Annotated in this window: 15 protein-coding genes; 6 read left to right on the forward strand and 9 right to left on the reverse strand. The window is 72.1% G+C overall.

The features are described from left to right. Positions 1–296: 296 nt before the first annotated feature. Positions 297–2,369 (reverse strand): HelD family protein, encoded by a 2,073-nt coding sequence (locus ACIBU0_RS17880; protein ID WP_398818776.1) that lies wholly within the window; start codon positions 2,367–2,369, stop codon positions 297–299. A 271-nt stretch (positions 2,370–2,640) separates the two neighbouring features. Between ACIBU0_RS17880 and ACIBU0_RS17885 the strand changes: the two genes are divergently transcribed. After that, a complete protein-coding gene (locus tag ACIBU0_RS17885) occupies positions 2,641–2,820 on the forward strand; it encodes a hypothetical protein (RefSeq protein ID WP_398818779.1) in 180 nt (59 codons plus the stop codon). Between the two features lie 25 nt (positions 2,821–2,845). Here the strand turns inward: ACIBU0_RS17885 and ACIBU0_RS17890 are convergent, their stop codons facing one another. After that, on the reverse strand, positions 2,846–4,489 hold the full coding sequence (locus ACIBU0_RS17890; protein WP_398818782.1) for a DNA repair helicase XPB: 1,644 nt from the start codon (positions 4,487–4,489) through the stop codon (positions 2,846–2,848). Between the two features lie 199 nt (positions 4,490–4,688). On the opposite strand from ACIBU0_RS17890, the gene ACIBU0_RS17895 reads away from it, so the two are divergent. Together ACIBU0_RS17895 and istB are read left to right on the forward strand one after the other, a co-directional pair. After that, positions 4,689–5,078, forward strand: coding sequence for a hypothetical protein (locus tag ACIBU0_RS17895; protein ID WP_398818785.1), 390 nt, complete (start codon positions 4,689–4,691; stop codon positions 5,076–5,078). A gap of 111 nt (positions 5,079–5,189) precedes the next feature. Then, on the forward strand, positions 5,190–6,425 hold the full coding sequence (istB, locus tag ACIBU0_RS17900; RefSeq protein ID WP_398818788.1) for an IS21-like element helper ATPase IstB: 1,236 nt from the start codon (positions 5,190–5,192) through the stop codon (positions 6,423–6,425). Here istB and ACIBU0_RS17905 read toward each other — a convergent pair. From ACIBU0_RS17905 to ACIBU0_RS17915, 3 genes are all read right to left on the reverse strand, one after another. Beyond that, positions 6,394–6,609, reverse strand: coding sequence for a hypothetical protein (locus ACIBU0_RS17905; protein ID WP_398818791.1), 216 nt, complete (start codon positions 6,607–6,609; stop codon positions 6,394–6,396). The genes istB and ACIBU0_RS17905 overlap by 32 nt on opposite strands. Before the next feature lie 83 nt (positions 6,610–6,692). After that, the gene (locus ACIBU0_RS17910; RefSeq protein WP_398818794.1) at positions 6,693–6,821 is read right to left on the reverse strand and encodes a hypothetical protein; all 129 of its coding nucleotides are present in this window, start codon (positions 6,819–6,821) and stop codon (positions 6,693–6,695) included. Positions 6,822–6,995: 174 nt separating this feature from the next. Then, the gene (locus tag ACIBU0_RS17915) at positions 6,996–9,527 is read right to left on the reverse strand and encodes a helicase-associated domain-containing protein (RefSeq protein ID WP_398818796.1); all 2,532 of its coding nucleotides are present in this window, start codon (positions 9,525–9,527) and stop codon (positions 6,996–6,998) included. A gap of 195 nt (positions 9,528–9,722) precedes the next feature. Here ACIBU0_RS17915 and ACIBU0_RS17920 point away from each other — a divergent pair, with 195 nt between their 5' ends. Next, a complete protein-coding gene (locus ACIBU0_RS17920; RefSeq protein ID WP_398818798.1) occupies positions 9,723–10,739 on the forward strand; it encodes a hypothetical protein in 1,017 nt (338 codons plus the stop codon). A gap of 109 nt (positions 10,740–10,848) precedes the next feature. After that, positions 10,849–11,475 (forward strand): HAD family hydrolase, encoded by a 627-nt coding sequence (locus ACIBU0_RS17925; protein WP_398818801.1) that lies wholly within the window; start codon positions 10,849–10,851, stop codon positions 11,473–11,475. Here the strand turns inward: ACIBU0_RS17925 and ACIBU0_RS17930 are convergent. Next, positions 11,451–11,702, reverse strand: coding sequence for a hypothetical protein (locus tag ACIBU0_RS17930; protein ID WP_398818804.1), 252 nt, complete (start codon positions 11,700–11,702; stop codon positions 11,451–11,453). The two genes, ACIBU0_RS17925 and ACIBU0_RS17930, sit on opposite strands and share 25 nt — an antisense overlap. Positions 11,703–11,867: 165 nt before the next feature. Here ACIBU0_RS17930 and ACIBU0_RS17935 point away from each other — a divergent pair, with 165 nt between their 5' ends. After that, positions 11,868–12,251 (forward strand): cold-shock protein, encoded by a 384-nt coding sequence (locus ACIBU0_RS17935; RefSeq protein WP_398818806.1) that lies wholly within the window; start codon positions 11,868–11,870, stop codon positions 12,249–12,251. 24 nt (positions 12,252–12,275) lie between these two features. Here the strand turns inward: ACIBU0_RS17935 and ACIBU0_RS17940 are convergent, their stop codons facing one another. Genes ACIBU0_RS17940 through ACIBU0_RS17950 form a run of 3 tightly spaced genes read right to left on the reverse strand, consistent with a single transcriptional unit; the run spans position 12,276 to position 14,393 of the window. Further along, positions 12,276–13,124, reverse strand: a complete 849-nt coding sequence (locus ACIBU0_RS17940) for a 1,4-dihydroxy-6-naphthoate synthase (protein WP_398818809.1) — start codon at positions 13,122–13,124, stop codon at positions 12,276–12,278. After that, entirely contained in the window at positions 13,114–13,893 is a 780-nt protein-coding gene (locus tag ACIBU0_RS17945; protein ID WP_398818812.1) for a futalosine hydrolase, read from the reverse strand. The genes ACIBU0_RS17940 and ACIBU0_RS17945 overlap by 11 nt, the downstream gene beginning before the upstream one ends. Positions 13,894–13,919: 26 nt before the next feature. Then, positions 13,920–14,393, reverse strand: coding sequence for a DUF2771 domain-containing protein (locus ACIBU0_RS17950; protein ID WP_398818815.1), 474 nt, complete (start codon positions 14,391–14,393; stop codon positions 13,920–13,922). Positions 14,394–14,501 lie beyond the last annotated feature (108 nt).

Consider the following 14,501-nt stretch of genomic DNA (forward strand, 5'->3'; position numbering starts at 1 on the left):
AACGCCTTCAGGGGCGCGGGGAACTGTGCGACCGGCCACCGACGACCCGCAGCCGGCAACGAGCAGTCACCGCCCGGAGCCTCCCGGCCTCAGCCTCTCGGTCGGGGCGCGCTGCAACGCCTTCAGGGGCGCGGGGAACTGCGCGACCGGCCACCGACGACCCGCAGCCGGCAACGAGCAGTCACTGCCCGGAGCCTCCCGGCCTCAGCCCCCAGTCGGGGCGCGCTGCAATGCCCTCAGGGGCGCGGGGAACTGCGCGACCGGCCACCGACGACCCGCAGCCCGCCACGAGACAGTCACCACCCCCCACCCTCCCGGCCCCGGCCCAATTCACCCGGCAGCGGCGCCGCATGTACCACGATCAAGCCCGACACCGCACGGGTCAGGGCGACATACAACCGCCGCAACCCCGTCCGCTCGTCCGGCTCCCCGTCCACCACCGCCTGGGGCTCGTCGAGCACGACGTAGTCGTACTCCAGGCCCTTCGCGAGCGACGCAGGGACCAGCGTCAGGCGGGTCTCCCGGGTCGTCTCCTCACCCGGGCCCAGGTACGTGATCCCCGCCGCCGCGAGCGCCTCCGCAAGGGCCGGGACCCGGACATCCGCGACGATCAGCCCGATCGACCCCTCGTTGCGCAGCAACTCCTCGCACGCGGCGACGACTTCGGCCGTGTCCGACACGTCACGGACCTCGAAGAACCCGGGGTTCTCACGGATCGACGCCACCGGCGTCAGGCCCGGCGCGATGTGGGGCAGGAGGCGCGAGGCGTAGGTGATGACGTCCGTCGGGACGCGGAAGCCGGCCGTCAGTTCCTCGATCACCCCGTCCGGCTTGCCGAGGTGGGCCAGCGCCTCGTCCCAACTGCGCGTCGCCCAAGGGGTCGTACCCTGCGCCAGGTCACCGAGGACCGTCGCCGAACCGGTCGTGCAGCGACGGCCCACCGCCCGGTACTGCATGGGAGACAGGTCCTGCGCCTCGTCGAGGACGACATGGCCGAGCGACGGCGTGCGCGCCACGATGTCGTGCGCCTCGTCGATCAGCACCGCGTCCGCCGCGGACCACTTGGCCGACTTGACGCTGCGCGCCGGCTTCGCCCACAGGATCGCCTTCTGCTCGTCCTCGCTCAGCAGCCCCCGCGCGTGTACGGCGAGGAAGTCCGCGTCCGAGAGGAGGCGCAGCACGAGTTTCGCCGGGTCCACCGCCGGCCAGATCACCTTCACCGCGGCCTTCACCGCGCTGTTGCGGGCCACCGCGTCCTGCACCCGGTCGTCCGGCGCCTCACCCGACCGCTCCATCTGCACGAGCACGGCATGCGCGATGCGCTGCGGGAGGGCCTCGCGGGCGGCCCCGTAGCGGATGTCCCGGGCGAGCAACTCGCGGACGATCTCCTCGACTTCGTACGCCGGGACGCGCCAGCGACGGGATCCGCGTACGACGACGATCGCCTCGGTCGGCATGGTCACCTGCGAGTAGACCGCGCGCCGCAGCACCTGAGCCATCCTCGCGTCGCCCTTGATCACCGCGGCCGCCGAGTCATCGGTGCCGCGCACCTCGACGTGCGCGACCAGGTCGTCGACCGTGGCCTGGCGGACCGCCAACTCGCCCAGCGCCGGGAGCACTTGCTCGATGTAGTGCAGGAAGGACCTGTTCGGCCCGATGACCAGCGTGCCGGTGCGGGCGAGCCGCTCGCGGTGGGCGTACAGCAGATACGCCACCCGGTGCAGGCCGACGGCCGTCTTCCCGGTGCCCGGGCCTCCCTGCACGCACACGGTTCCGCCGAGCCCGGACCGTACGATCTCGTCCTGCTCCGGCTGGATCGTCGCCACGATGTCCCGCATCGGGCCCACGCGCGGGCGCTCGATCTCCTGCTGGAGCAGCTTGCTGGTCTTCGCGGCCTCCGCCGGATCGGAGAGGTGCTCGTCCTCGTACGCCGTGAGGTCGCCGCCCGTGTAACCGAAGCGGCGGCGCAGCGCGATGTCCATCGGGTCCTTCTTGGAGGCCCGGTAGAACGGCTGGGACACCGGCGCCCGCCAGTCGATGACCATCGGGTCGCCCTCGGCATCGTGCACATGCCGGCGCCCGATGTAGAAGCGCTCGCCCTCGGCGCCTTCCGCCCCCTCCGCGCCGGGAGCGTGCAGATAGTCGAGCCGCCCGAAGAACAGCGGTGTGTCGCTGAGGTCGGCCAGCGCCTTGATGCGCTGGTCGATCTGGTGGGCGAGGACTTCGGCGTTGACCCAGTTCGCGGTGACGTCGCTGATGTCGAGGGACTCGACGTCCTCGCGCATGGCACGCAGGGCGGCGCGGGACTCGGCGAGGTGGGAGCGCTCTCGGCAGAGCGGGTCGGGGGAGTCGTCGACGGACGTGGACAAGGGGGTGCCTCCGGAAGACCTGCGAGGGGGGTGACTCCTGGACGAGCCGACCGGTTTCCGTCCGGGCGGCGGCACTCCGCGTGGGGAGGCGGGCAAGAGCGGAGATTTTAGGTGAGCGGCCGAGGCGGGCGCCAACGAATATTCCGCCCCCTAGGGGATGACGCCCTCCTGTCCGGGGGTGAGCGGTCCGTCCGGAGGCGTACGCGGGCGGTAGGCAGCTTCGGTCCACAGGCCGATGCCGCCTTTACGGCCGGGAACCCATCATGGAGACATGAGCGCAGCAACCATCCACCCAGCCCCCGTGGGTCCCCACGGAGCGACCGCGCTCCAGGGGAGCCACCACCACCGCCTCGGCGAAGCCCTGCGTGCCGTCAAGGTGTTCGCACGTGCGGCCTTCGACGTGATCGTCCTCGGCGAGTACGGCGAGGAAGCGGGCGTCCGCCGCAAGTGACCGACCGGGGCACCCGCCTCGGCCGCTACCCCTCCGCGAGAACCTCGTCCGCGTCCACGATCCGGTACGCGTACCCCTGTTCCGCCAGGAACCGCTGCCGGTGTGCCGCGAAGTCCTGGTCGATCGTGTCCCGCGCGACCACCGAGTAGAAGTGGGCCTGGTGCCCGTCCGCCTTGGGTCTGAGCACCCGCCCCAGCCGCTGCGCCTCCTCCTGGCGCGAGCCGAAGGTGCCCGAGACCTGGATGGCGACCGTGGCCTCCGGCAGGTCGATGGAGAAGTTCGCGACCTTGGACACGACGAGGACGCTGATCTCGCCCTCCCGGAAGGCGTCGAAGAGCTTCTCGCGCTGCGCGTTGGAGGTCTCGCCCTTGATGACGGGGGCGTTCAGGTGCTCGCCCAGTTCGTCGAGCTGGTCGATGTACTGGCCGATGACCAGGATCTGCTGCCCGGCGAACCGGCGGACGAGGGCCTCGGTGACCTTCCGCTTGGTGTCGGTCGTCGCGCAGAAGCGGTACTTCTCCTCCTGCTCGGCGGTGGCGTACGCGAGCCGCTCGGAGTCCGTCAGATTGACCCGCACCTCCACGCAGTCCGCGGGCGCGATGTAGCCCTGCGCCTCGATCTCCTTCCAGGGAGCGTCGAAACGCTTCGGACCGATCAGCGAGAACACGTCCGACTCGCGTCCGTCCTCGCGGACCAGCGTCGCGGTCAGCCCCAGCCGCCGCCGCGCCTGAAGATCGGCCGTGAACTTGAAGACCGGCGCCGGCAGCAGGTGCACCTCGTCGTAGACGATGAGCCCCCAGTCGCGGGAGTCGAAGAGCTCCAGGTGCGGATAGACGCCCTTCCGCTTCGTCGTCAGTACCTGGTACGTCGCGATCGTGACCGGCCGGATCTCCTTGCGGGTCCCGCTGTACTCACCGATCTCGTCCTCGGTGAGCGAGGTCCGCTTCACCAGCTCGTGCTTCCACTGCCGGGCGGAGACGGTGTTGGTGACGAGGATGAGCGTGGTCGACTTCGCCTGGGCCATCGACCCGGCGCCGACCAGCGTCTTGCCCGCACCACAGGGCAGCACGACGACCCCGCTCCCGCCGTGCCAGAAGTTCTCCACCGCCTGCTTCTGGTACGGCCTGAGCGCCCACCCGTCCTCGGCCAGCTCGATCGGGTGCGCCTCGCCGTCGACGTACCCGGCGAGGTCCTCGGCCGGCCAGCCCAGCTTCAGCAGCGTCTGCTTGATCTGTCCGCGCTCGGACGGATGCACGACGACGGTGTCCGGGTCGAGACGGGCGCCGACGAGGGGGGCGATCCGCTTGGAGCGGAGCACCTCCTCCAGCACCGGGCGGTCGGTCGTGGTGAGGACCAGCCCGTGCGCCGGGTGCTTGCTCAGCGTCAACCGGCCGTACCGGTCCATCGTGTCGGCGATGTCCACCAGCAGCGCGTGCGGCACGGGGTAGCGGCTGTACGTCACCAGCGCGTCCACGACCTGCTCGGCGTCGTGCCCCGCCGCCCGCGCGTTCCACAGGCCGAGCGGTGTCACCCGGTAGGTGTGGATGTGCTCGGGCGCCCGCTCCAGCTCGGCGAACGCCGCGATCGCCCGACGGCACGCGTCGGCCTGCTCGTGATCGACTTCCAGGAGCAGGGTCTTGTCCGACTGGACGATCAGTGGTCCGTTCACGCGTGGCTGCCTTTCCGGATGCTCGGCGGGGCTCGGCGGGGGCTCGGTGGGGGCCAAACGTCCAGTGTGCCTCATCCGCGGACGATCACATCCGGCTCTGCGCGGGCCGGATTCCGGCCCTGAACCTTCTTCGCAGTCGCTCATTCGCGCTGTGTTAGCTTCACCGTGCATTGATCATCGGGACTGACATGGGGGAAACATGAGGAACCGTTTGCGCAAGACCTTCCGCACCGGGCTCGTGGCCGGGGTCGCGCTGGCGGTGACGGCGGGGTTCGCCGGCAGCGCGAGCGCAGGGACCATCGTGAAGATCAGGGTCTCGGGCGGCACGGGGACGTTCCTGGACGCGGGCGACCGGGTCGAGTGCCACGACACCAAGGCGGACGGCTACGGCGTCCGGACCTACGCGGAGTCGATGGTGCACGGCGAGGAGTGGATGCAGACCGCGTCCTGCTGGGGCGGCAAGGACGACCTGGTGCAGAGCGGCAACGCGGGCTTCGTCGAGGGCGCCAGGGTGAAGGTGAAGGTCTGCTACATCAAGCGGGGCGTCGGCGACGTGCGGTGCACGGGCTACCGGTACGCGACCGCCTAGTACTGCCGGTCACGCCGGTACTGCCGGTACTGCCGGTACCGGAGTCGTACAGGATGTCTTTTCATCCCTGAGGGTGGTGCGGTTTCACCTGAACGGCGGCGGCTGCGAAGAATGCCGACCGTGCCGACCGTCAGCCGTGATCCGTCCCCGACCACCACCACCCTCGGGTACGCCCTGTTCGCCACCCGCTGGTTGCAGGCCCCGCTCTACTTCGGCCTCGTGGCCGCGCAGGGGGTGTACGTCTACAAGTTCTTCAACGAGCTGTGGACCTTAGTCCTGCGCTGCGTGACGGGACGGGCCACCGAGACGTACGTCATGCTCGCCGTGCTCAAGCTCGTCGACGTCGTCATGATCGCCAACCTGCTGATCATGGTGATCGTCGGCGGCTACGAGACGTTCGTCTCCCGCATCGGCCTCCAGGGCCACCGCGACCAGCCCGAATGGCTCTCGCACGTGAACTCCAACGTGCTCAAGGTCAAGCTCGCCACGGCCATCGTGGGCATCTCCTCCGTCCATCTGCTCCAGATGTTCGTGGACGTCCACCACACCCCGCGCCACTCACTGCTGTGGGGCACGGTGATCCACATGGCGTTCATCGCCTCGGCGGCGATCCTGGCGTACATGTCGGGCCCGATGGCCGCACGCGCCGAGCGCGGTCACCGGCAGACGCACCGCGAGCACCCTCCCGAGGCGCCCGCCGAGGACCCCGAGGAGGTCTTCGTACCGGCCCAGGCCACCGCCCGGGAGGGCGAGACCGGCGTCGAGGAGCGGGTGCGCGCCGCCGGGTTCCCGGCCCGCAAGCTGCTGGAGGACTTCGACTGCGACCACCCCCGCTCCTTCGACCGGGAGACCGTGGCCCGGCTCGGCAAGCTGGACTTCGTCGCCGCCCGCCGCAACGTGGTCTTCGTCGGCCCGCCCGGCACCGGCAAGACGCATCTGGCCGTCGGCCTCGGCGTACGCGCCTGCCAGGCAGGACACGCGGTGCTGTTCGCGACCGCCGCCGAGTGGGCCGCCCGGCTGGCCGGCGCACAGGACGCCGGGCGGCTCGCGGAGGAACTGGCCGGACTGGACGACCATGCCGTGCTGATCGTCGACGAGGTCGGTTACACCCCCTTCGACGCGGAGACCGCCGCCCTCTTCTTCCAGTTGGTCGCGCATCGCTACGAACGGGCCGCGCTGATCGTGACCAGTGACCGTCCCCTCGGCCGCTGGGACGAGATCTTCGGCGGCCCTTCCGCACTGGCGATGGTGGACCGGCTGGCCCACCACGCCGAGGTCGTGCGGATCGACGGGGACAGCTACCGGATGCACCGCGCTACGTCACCGTGGGCAGACCGAGGTTGTTGATCAGCGGTCCTTCGATGGTGACGCCTTCGGTGATCAGGGACTCCGCCGCCGGGGCCGGGAGGGGCAGCGGCAGGGTGGTGGCGGGGGCCGCGGCGGCCCCGGGAGCGAGGGCGGTGACCAACGCGGCCGCCGAGACGAGGACGGCGACGCCGGTACGGGTGCGGACGGGACGCTTCGAACGCATGGGGACTTCAAGACCTTTCGGGTACGGAGGGCGGGCCGGCCCCGCGACGCCGGGACCGGCCCGGAAGGTGCGCTGCGGTCGCGTCAGACCTGTGGGGTTTCGATGACCAGCCCGGCGATGTCGACGCTGACGGCCGCGGCCTGTGTGGTGACGGCACCGATCATCAGGGCTGCGGCGGCCAGGACGGTGGCAAGACGGCGAGCTGTGCGCATGGGACAACTACCTCTCGTTTGCGCTCACTTGAGCGTGATCAGGACACCCGGTGGCTGCCCTGCGCCGCGCGACGCGATGCGGAAGGACCCGAAAGGTCCCTCAAGAGTTGGAAAAGCCCGGCGTGGCGTGCATGAACCGCCGGGTACGCCCGGACGAGTGAGCCGCCCCGGCCGTCAGATCTGGTCGTCCGCGAGCTCGGCGACACCGGTGATCCGGTGCAGCGGATACGTCCGCACCTCGTCCGCGGTGTGGTCGTACGCCGTCACGAACCCGCCCTCCACCCGCACGGGCGCGATGACACGCTGACTCGCCGCGCCCTCGGCGTTGACGTACCCGATCCACAGCGCCTCGCCGGTCAGGACGGCGGCCTGCATGGTGGCGAGGGTCTCCGCCGAGGTGGTGCGGGGCAGCTCACCGCCGGCCACGGGAGCCGCCGTCGCGCTCGGCTTGCGCGGGGTCGTGGAGGCGAGGTCGCCCGCGCGGATGGCGCGGATCGCGGCCGTCAGCAAGGTGGCGTCCGGCGTCGGCGGGCCGTCCGGGACCGGCTCGGGGGCCGTGCGCGGCGGCGTGCGGTGGGCGTCGGCGCGGGTGATCAGGACGTCGCCCTCGGCGGACTCGGCGGCCGGCGCGAAGCCCAGCGCGCGCAGGCCCTCCAGCAGGGCGGCCGGGTCGGCCTGGGCGGCCAGCACCGTCGGCGCGAGGCGGCGCAGGCGCAGGCCCGCGGCCCGCTTGTCGGCGAGGATCTCGTTCAGCACCGCGTCGTCGTCGCAGCGGACGTACGCCGACGCCGCGCCCACCCGCAGGTGCCCGTGCTTGCGGGCCACGTCGTCGATCAGGTACGCCAGCGGCTGCGGCACCGGCGTACGCGAGTGCTCGGCGAGAAACGCGTGCAGGTCGGAGGCGCTGCGCCCGGCGTCGAGGGCCCGGCGCACCGAGCCGGGCGTGAACCGGTACACCGTCGCACCGCCCTTCGACTCGACGTCCGCGAGCACCCCCAGCATGGCGGCGAGCGGCCGCTGCAACGGCCCCGGCGCGACGGCGGTGAGGTCGGCCTGGAGCAGGACGTGGTCGAGCGGCTCGGGGAGGAGCGGGGCGAGGAGCCGGGCGGCGGCAGCGGTGGCCGCGGCCTGCTCGGCGGGGGAGAGGGGCTCGGGAGCCGGGGTGGGGCGGTGATGCACGGGGAGCTTGTCGCCGGGACCGACGGGCTCCTCGGGAACGGGCTCCGGCGGCCGCGCCCCCAGCAGGGCCCGCCCCTGCGCCGACAGCGCCCCACGCCCGGTCACCCCGAGCAGCTCCGCCTCGTCCAGCGTCCAGCGGGCGAGGCGGCTGCGCAGGTCGTCGTCCTGCTGGGGCCCGCGCAAGGGTCGTTCCCAGCGCAGCCGGGCCAGCACCGACTCGGCGGAGGGGGACGCCCCCTCCGGCAGCCCGGCGAGCAGGGTCAGCACCCGGTGCCGTACCTCCGGCGCGGCGGAGCGGTCCAGCCCCGGGCCCAGCGCCGACAACGTACGGTCCTTCGCGTCCCGCCCGCCGACCAGGCCCGCCGTACGCGTCGCGGTCAGCCACGCCTCGGCCAGCCGTGCCCAGCGCTGGGCCGGGGGCTGCTCCAGCCACTCGTCGTAGGCGGGGGTCGCCGCGTACCGCTCGTCGGCCTCGCCGTCGGAGGCCAGCAGGCCCGCGGCGTAGGCCAGCTCCACCCAGAAGGCGGCGACGGGCTCGGGGACGTCCAGGGCCACGGCGGTGCGCTTGAGGTCGCGCACGCTGAGCCCGCCGGCCCGCAGCACGGCCGGCCCGCCCTCGTCCCAGTCCTTCAGCAGCTCCTCGACGGTCGCCAGCGCCGTGTACGCCTGCCCGGCCGCCGTCGTGTCCACAACCTGTGGACGGTGCGTCGCGGCCGGCTCGACCGGAGGCGGCAGCGGCTCGGTGGTGCGGTGCGCGCGGCCCGCGCGCAGATGCAGGGCCACCTCGCGGGGGAGGACGACCGTGCCGGGCGCGGTCGGCAGCAGCAGGCCGCGGTCCAGCAGCCAGCGCAGCCGGGGCGCCGGATCGGCGGTGACCTGGCCGTACGGCGGTCCCCAGACCAGCCGGGCCAGAACCTCCCGGGACTCCTCCGGCGCGTCGGCGAGCAGGGCCGCCATGCGCCGCCGGTCGCCGAACAAGGCGGTGAGCGAGGCCACGGCGGACACCGCGTCGTGGGTCGAGGGCAGCCCGGCCGTGGTGACGATCTCCTGGATCCGGCCCGGCGACATGCCCGCCGTCGCCTCCTGCACGGTCGGCCCGAGACCGGTCGGCGACGGATGCTGCGGCGAGGGCGCGAGCAGCTCGCGTGCCGTGCGGACGAGGCGCAGCCGGTCGTCGCCGCCCCACACCAGGGCCTGGTCGCGCAGGGTGCCCAGAGCCTGCGGCAGAGCGCCGGCCACCACGGGATCGCCCTCGTCGCCGGTCAGCAGGCCGAGCAGTTCGTCGTACGTCGCCGGGTCCGCCGCCACGGCCAGCGCCTGAGCCGTCTGCAGCGCGAAACGGTCCAGCCGCTCCAGGGCGCGCACGACGGAGGCCCGCGTGCCGGCGCGGGTCGCCAGCTGGGTGAGGTCGGTCGGCACGGGGGTGATGAGGTCGGGCCGGCTGCGCAGTAGCACGGCCAGGGAGGCGTCGTCCCGCGCGCGGAGCGCTTCCGCGAGGGAACGGGGCGGTGTAGCCGGGTCGCTCATCCGACTCACGTTACCGGGTACAAGGAGGGGGCAGGGGGTCTGCGGGCTGCTTCCCGGGCGAACGGAACGTTGCGCGGAGGGCCCTGCGGGCAGACCGGGTTCACCCGCACCCACGGCGAGGCCACGGCGTCCGTCCTGTCCTGCGCTAACGTCGTCCCACGGGGTATCCAACGCACCCACCCCGGAGGGGACTTCGTGGGGATCGAGAGCGACCAGGTCGTCTACGAGTATCTGAGCCGCGTCGGCGACGTGGCCCAGCAGCGACAGCTGCCGTCGGCCACCCGCATGCGCCTGGTGTCCGAACTGCGCGGCGAGATCGACCGGCGGCGCGCCAAGGCACCCGTCGACAGCCCCGCCGCCGTCCGCCGCATCATCGCCCGTCTCGGCACCCCGGACGAGGTCGTCACCGCAGCCGGCGGCCATGCCGCCCCCGCCCCCCAGCCCCCCGCCGCCTCCGTGCCCGTACAGCCGCAGTCACGGCCGGGCACCCAGGCCGGCGAGGCGGCCGAGGACCGCCCCAAGGGTCTGCGCCGCATCGTGCCCCGCCCCCGCCCCGCCGAGCCCGCGGCCGCTCCGGACGAGGCCCCGCCACCGCCCCACCTCGCCAGTACGGCGGACCTCGGGGGCAGTGCGACCCAGCCCGACTGGTGGCGGGTGGACAGCAGCCCCTTCGGCCCCGGCGAGGACGTCCCCGGATTCGTCGGCGGCGTCGAGATCCCGGAGATGCTCAGGCGCCCACCCGCGCAGGACGGGGCCCGCCTGCAAAAGAAGGAGCCGGCCGAGGACCCCGCCCCGGCTGCCGTCGAGAAGACCGAGGAAGCGGCACCGGACACATCCCGTCGCCGCTTCTTCCGCCGCCCGGCACTCCCCACCACCCGCTGGAGCAACCCCCTCCTCCTGCTCGCCGCCGCCCTCCTCGTCACCGGTGCGATCCTCGGCAACCTCATCGTCCTGCTCCTCGGCTGGCTCATCGCCTGGGGCTCCCGCCGCCTGTCCGACGCCGAGACGAAATGGGCGGTGGTGATCCTGCCCGGCCTCTCCCTCACGGCAGGCGTCGTCTGGCTGTGGGGCCGCACCAACGGCCGCTGGGGCGACCCCATCGCCGAGGGCCGGACGAACGCGGCCCTGGCGGAGACCTGGCCGTGGGTCGTGAAGGGGGCGGCGGTGGCGTCGGCGCTGTTCATCGTCTGGCGCTCACAGAGGCGCCCTTAGGGGCGCGGGGCTGTATCGATATGCGGCTCGGCCGCGTGGGCGCGACAACCCCCCACCCACCCGCAGTCGCCACACCACATTCACGACCGAGCTACCAGGCGTAGGCACAATGGCCCCCATGGCCTTCACCGTCGGCTTCGACCTCGACATGACCCTCATCGACTCCCGCCCCGGCATCCACGCCACCTACACGGCGCTGACCGAGCGGACAGGGACCCACATCGACGCCGACCTGGCGGTCACCCGCCTGGGGCCACCCCTGGAGGAGGAGCTGGTCAACTGGTTCCCGGCGGAGCAGGTCCCCGCCATGGCCGACCTGTACCGCGAGATGTACCCCACGATCGCCATCGCCGCGACCCCCGCGCTGCCCGGCGCCGCCGAAGCGATCACCGCCGTACGCGCCGCAGGCGGCCGCGCGATCGTCGTCACCGCCAAATACGAACCCAACGCCAAGCTGCACCTGAAGCACCTCGGCATCGACCCGGACGCCGTCATAGGCAACCTCTGGGCCGAGCAGAAGGCGGAGGCCCTGCGCGAGTACGGCGCAGCCGTGTATGTCGGCGACCACGCGGGCGACGTACGAGCCGCCCGAGCCGCCGGCACCCTGTCGGTCACCGTGGCCACCGGCCCTTACGGCACCGATGAGCTGCAGGCACTCGGCGCGGACGTGGTCCTCACGGACCTGACGCGGTTCCCGGGCTGGCTCACCGGCTACCTGGACGCGCCCCGCGCCTGACGCCTCCCCGCCGCGATCGAGCGGAGCACCCCCGCTCCGGCGACGAGGAATCCGACGCCCATGAGCATGCTCAATCCGAACATGTACGTCGGAAATGGCGTGGTACCGAGCAGGAACGGCGCCACCGTGACCAGAGTGGCCACGGCACCGATGAAGAACACGACCGCTCCGGCACGGATCAGTCGGTCACCGGGAGCGGCGGAATTCGTTTGGGTTTTGTCGCGCACCGGACCAGGGTAGTTCCCTGCGCGAGGGAACAACCGGGCGACGTCTTGTCAGGGGCCCGGGGACCATTAGCCTTGGTACCGGCGGGTCATGGTCGACCCGCTGTAGTGCTATCAAGAGCCGTTTTCAGAAGCAGTTTTCCGACGAGTACGAGGACGAGGACAGACGTGCCTACCGGCAAGGTCAAGTGGTTCAACAGCGAGAAGGGCTTCGGCTTTCTCTCCCGCGACGACGGCGGTGACGTCTTCGTCCATTCCTCGGTCCTCCCCGCCGGAGTAGACGCACTCAAGCCGGGACAGCGGGTCGAGTTCGGCGTCGTCGCCGGTCAGCGCGGTGACCAGGCCCTTTCGGTCACCCTGCTCGACCCGACCCCGTCGGTCGCGGCGGCCCAGCGCAAGAAGCCGGACGAGCTGGCGTCGATCGTCCAGGATTTGACGACTCTCCTCGAAAACATCACGCCGATGCTGGAGCGGGGCCGCTACCCCGACAAGGCCGCCGGAAAGAAGATCGCCGGTCTGCTCCGAGCGGTAGCCGACCAGTTGGACGTATAGGTCCACCAGGTCCAGTAAGTCTCGTTACGGGAAATCCAGCGCATCCGGGCCGAGGGGCGGCACCAGCCCCTCGGCCGCCGCACGTGTGAGCAACCCGCGGACCGCCGCGTAGCCGTCCACGCCGAGGTCGTGGGTGAACTCGTTGACGTACAGCCCGATGTGCTGGTCGGCGACGGCCGGGTCCATCTCCTGGGCGTGTTCCATGACGTAGGGCCGGGAGGCCTCGGGGTCGTCCCAGGCGGACTTCACGGACGTACGAATGGAGTCGGCGAGCAGCCGCAGCGTGTCCGTGCCCAGCGACCGCTTGGCGATGATCGCGCCCAGCGGGATGGGCAGCCCGGTGGTGTTCTCCCAGTGCTCGCCCATGTCGGCGAGCTTGTGCAGCCCGTAGTTCTGGTACGTGAAGCGCGCCTCGTGGATGACGAGCCCCGCGTCCACCTTCCCGTCCCGCACGGCGGGCATGATCTCGTGGAACGGCAGGACGACGATCTCGCCGACCCCGGCGGGGAGCGTGTCGGCGGCCCAGAGGCGGAACAGCAGATACGCCGTCGACTTCTCGCTCGGCACGGCGACCGTACGGCCCGTCAGGTCCAGGCCCGCCTCGCGAGTCAGCACCAGTGGGCCGCAACCCCGCCCCAGCGCACCCCCGCAGGGCAGCAGGGCGTACTCGTCGAGGACGTACGGCAGCACGGCGTACGACACCTTCAGTACGTCGAACTCGCCGCGCTCGGCCATGCCGTTGGTGATGTCGATGTCGGCGAACGTGACGTCGAGGGCGGGGGCGCCGGGGAGACGGCCGTGGGCGAGGGCGTCGAAGACGAAGGTGTCGTTCGGGCAGGGGGAGTACGCGATCTGCAACGGCTCACTGCTCATGCGGGTTCCAACTCTCCAGTACGGCCGCGAGCTTCCCGAAGCCGTCCGTCAGCGCGGCCAGCGCGTCGCCGATGCGCCAGGCGGCGCGGTCGCGGGGGCCGACGGGGTTGGAGATCGCGCGCAGCTCCAGCACGGGCGTGCCGTGCGCGGCCGCGGCCTCGGCGACGCCGAAGCCCTCCATGGCCTCGGCGAGGGCGGTGGGGTGGCGCTCGCGCAGCCGTGCGGCGCGGACGGCGGTGCCGGTCACGGCGGAGACGGTGAGGACGGCGCCGGGGCGCGCGCCGGTGGCGGCCGCGACCTCTCGTACGAGTGCTTCCGGCGGACGGTGGGTGACGGTGCCGAAGCCCAGCTCGGTGACGGGCACGAAGCCGTCGGGGGTCTCCGCCCCGAGGTCGGCGGCGGTGATCTCGTCGGCGACGACGAGCGAGCCGACCGGGGCGTCGGGGAGGAAGCCGCCGGCGATCCCGGCCGAGACGACCAGGGTGTAGGGGGCGCCGTCGAGGGCGGCGGTGGTGAGGGCCGTGGCGGTCGAGGCGGCGGCCCGGGCGGGGCCTACGCCGACTGCGAGCAGGTCGGCCACCGCTGTGGGCAGTCCGTCCGCCGGGGGACGAGGGTCCCCCGGCTCGCGCGAAGCCGAGAGGGAGGGGGGGTGGGCACGGCCTGCAGTGCCGGGCACCGACTCCGCCGACCTCAACGACAGCCGACCGTCACCGGTCCCGGCAAGCGCACGCGCCACCGCGTCCCGCTCTGCGGGGACCGCGGTGGCCACCAGGACACGTACTGCGGCAGACGTGGTCAGCTGTCCTTCTTGAGCTTGAAGGACCACAGACCCGTCACGTCCTTCTCACCGCCCTTGATCGACACCAGCGTCGAGTCGCCGCTGGCGCCGTACTGGGCGTTGAAGAACACGCTGCCCGGGATGGTGCGGTAGGTCTTCTTGCTGGAGTCGGTGAGCGGCTGGCCGTTCATGAGGATGGTCCAGCCCTCGTCCGCGATGTCCGGGTCGACGCCGAAGCGCACGGTCTCGTCGGGGTCGACCTTGATGGACTCGATGCCCTTGTCCTGCAGGCACTTCGCCAGGTCGGCGGGCTTCAGTGCGTCGCCCTCGCCACCGCAGGTCGCCTCCGAGTGGACGGAGGAGGTGCCGACGGTGACCGTGGCCAGGGGCGTCGGCTCGTCACAGGCCGACAGCAGGAGCAGTCCGGCGGAAACGGCGCCGGCGGCGGCGAGCGCGCGGCGGCGTCGCACAACGGATTGCAGCGTGGTCATGGCGGAAGGCTATCGGGCGCGGGTGGCGCTCTCTCTACGTGGGGGGCGGCGTGCCGTATGTCACGGAGGCGTCGCGGCGTACGCCACGCAGGCGTCGGGGTGTACCTC

The organism is Streptomyces sp. NPDC049627 (assembly GCF_044465645.1).
Lineage (GTDB): Bacteria > Actinomycetota > Actinomycetes > Streptomycetales > Streptomycetaceae > Streptomyces.

Excerpts from the sequence above, each read along its gene's own strand:
- ACIBU0_RS17885 (WP_398818779.1), top strand. The coding sequence starts at position 2,641 with ATGAGCGCAGCAACCATCCACCCAGCCCCCGTGGGTCCCCACGGAGCG.
- ACIBU0_RS17895 (WP_398818785.1), top strand. The coding sequence starts at position 4,689 with ATGAGGAACCGTTTGCGCAAGACCTTCCGCACCGGGCTCGTGGCCGGG.
- istB (WP_398818788.1), top strand. The coding sequence starts at position 5,190 with ATGCCGACCGTGCCGACCGTCAGCCGTGATCCGTCCCCGACCACCACC.
- ACIBU0_RS17905 (WP_398818791.1), bottom strand. The coding sequence starts at position 6,609 with ATGCGTTCGAAGCGTCCCGTCCGCACCCGTACCGGCGTCGCCGTCCTC.
- ACIBU0_RS17910 (WP_398818794.1), bottom strand. The coding sequence starts at position 6,821 with ATGCGCACAGCTCGCCGTCTTGCCACCGTCCTGGCCGCCGCAGCCCTG.
- ACIBU0_RS17915 (WP_398818796.1), bottom strand. The coding sequence starts at position 9,527 with ATGAGCGACCCGGCTACACCGCCCCGTTCCCTCGCGGAAGCGCTCCGC.
- ACIBU0_RS17925 (WP_398818801.1), top strand. The coding sequence starts at position 10,849 with ATGGCCCCCATGGCCTTCACCGTCGGCTTCGACCTCGACATGACCCTC.
- ACIBU0_RS17940 (WP_398818809.1), bottom strand. The coding sequence starts at position 13,124 with ATGAGCAGTGAGCCGTTGCAGATCGCGTACTCCCCCTGCCCGAACGAC.
- ACIBU0_RS17950 (WP_398818815.1), bottom strand. The coding sequence starts at position 14,393 with ATGACCACGCTGCAATCCGTTGTGCGACGCCGCCGCGCGCTCGCCGCC.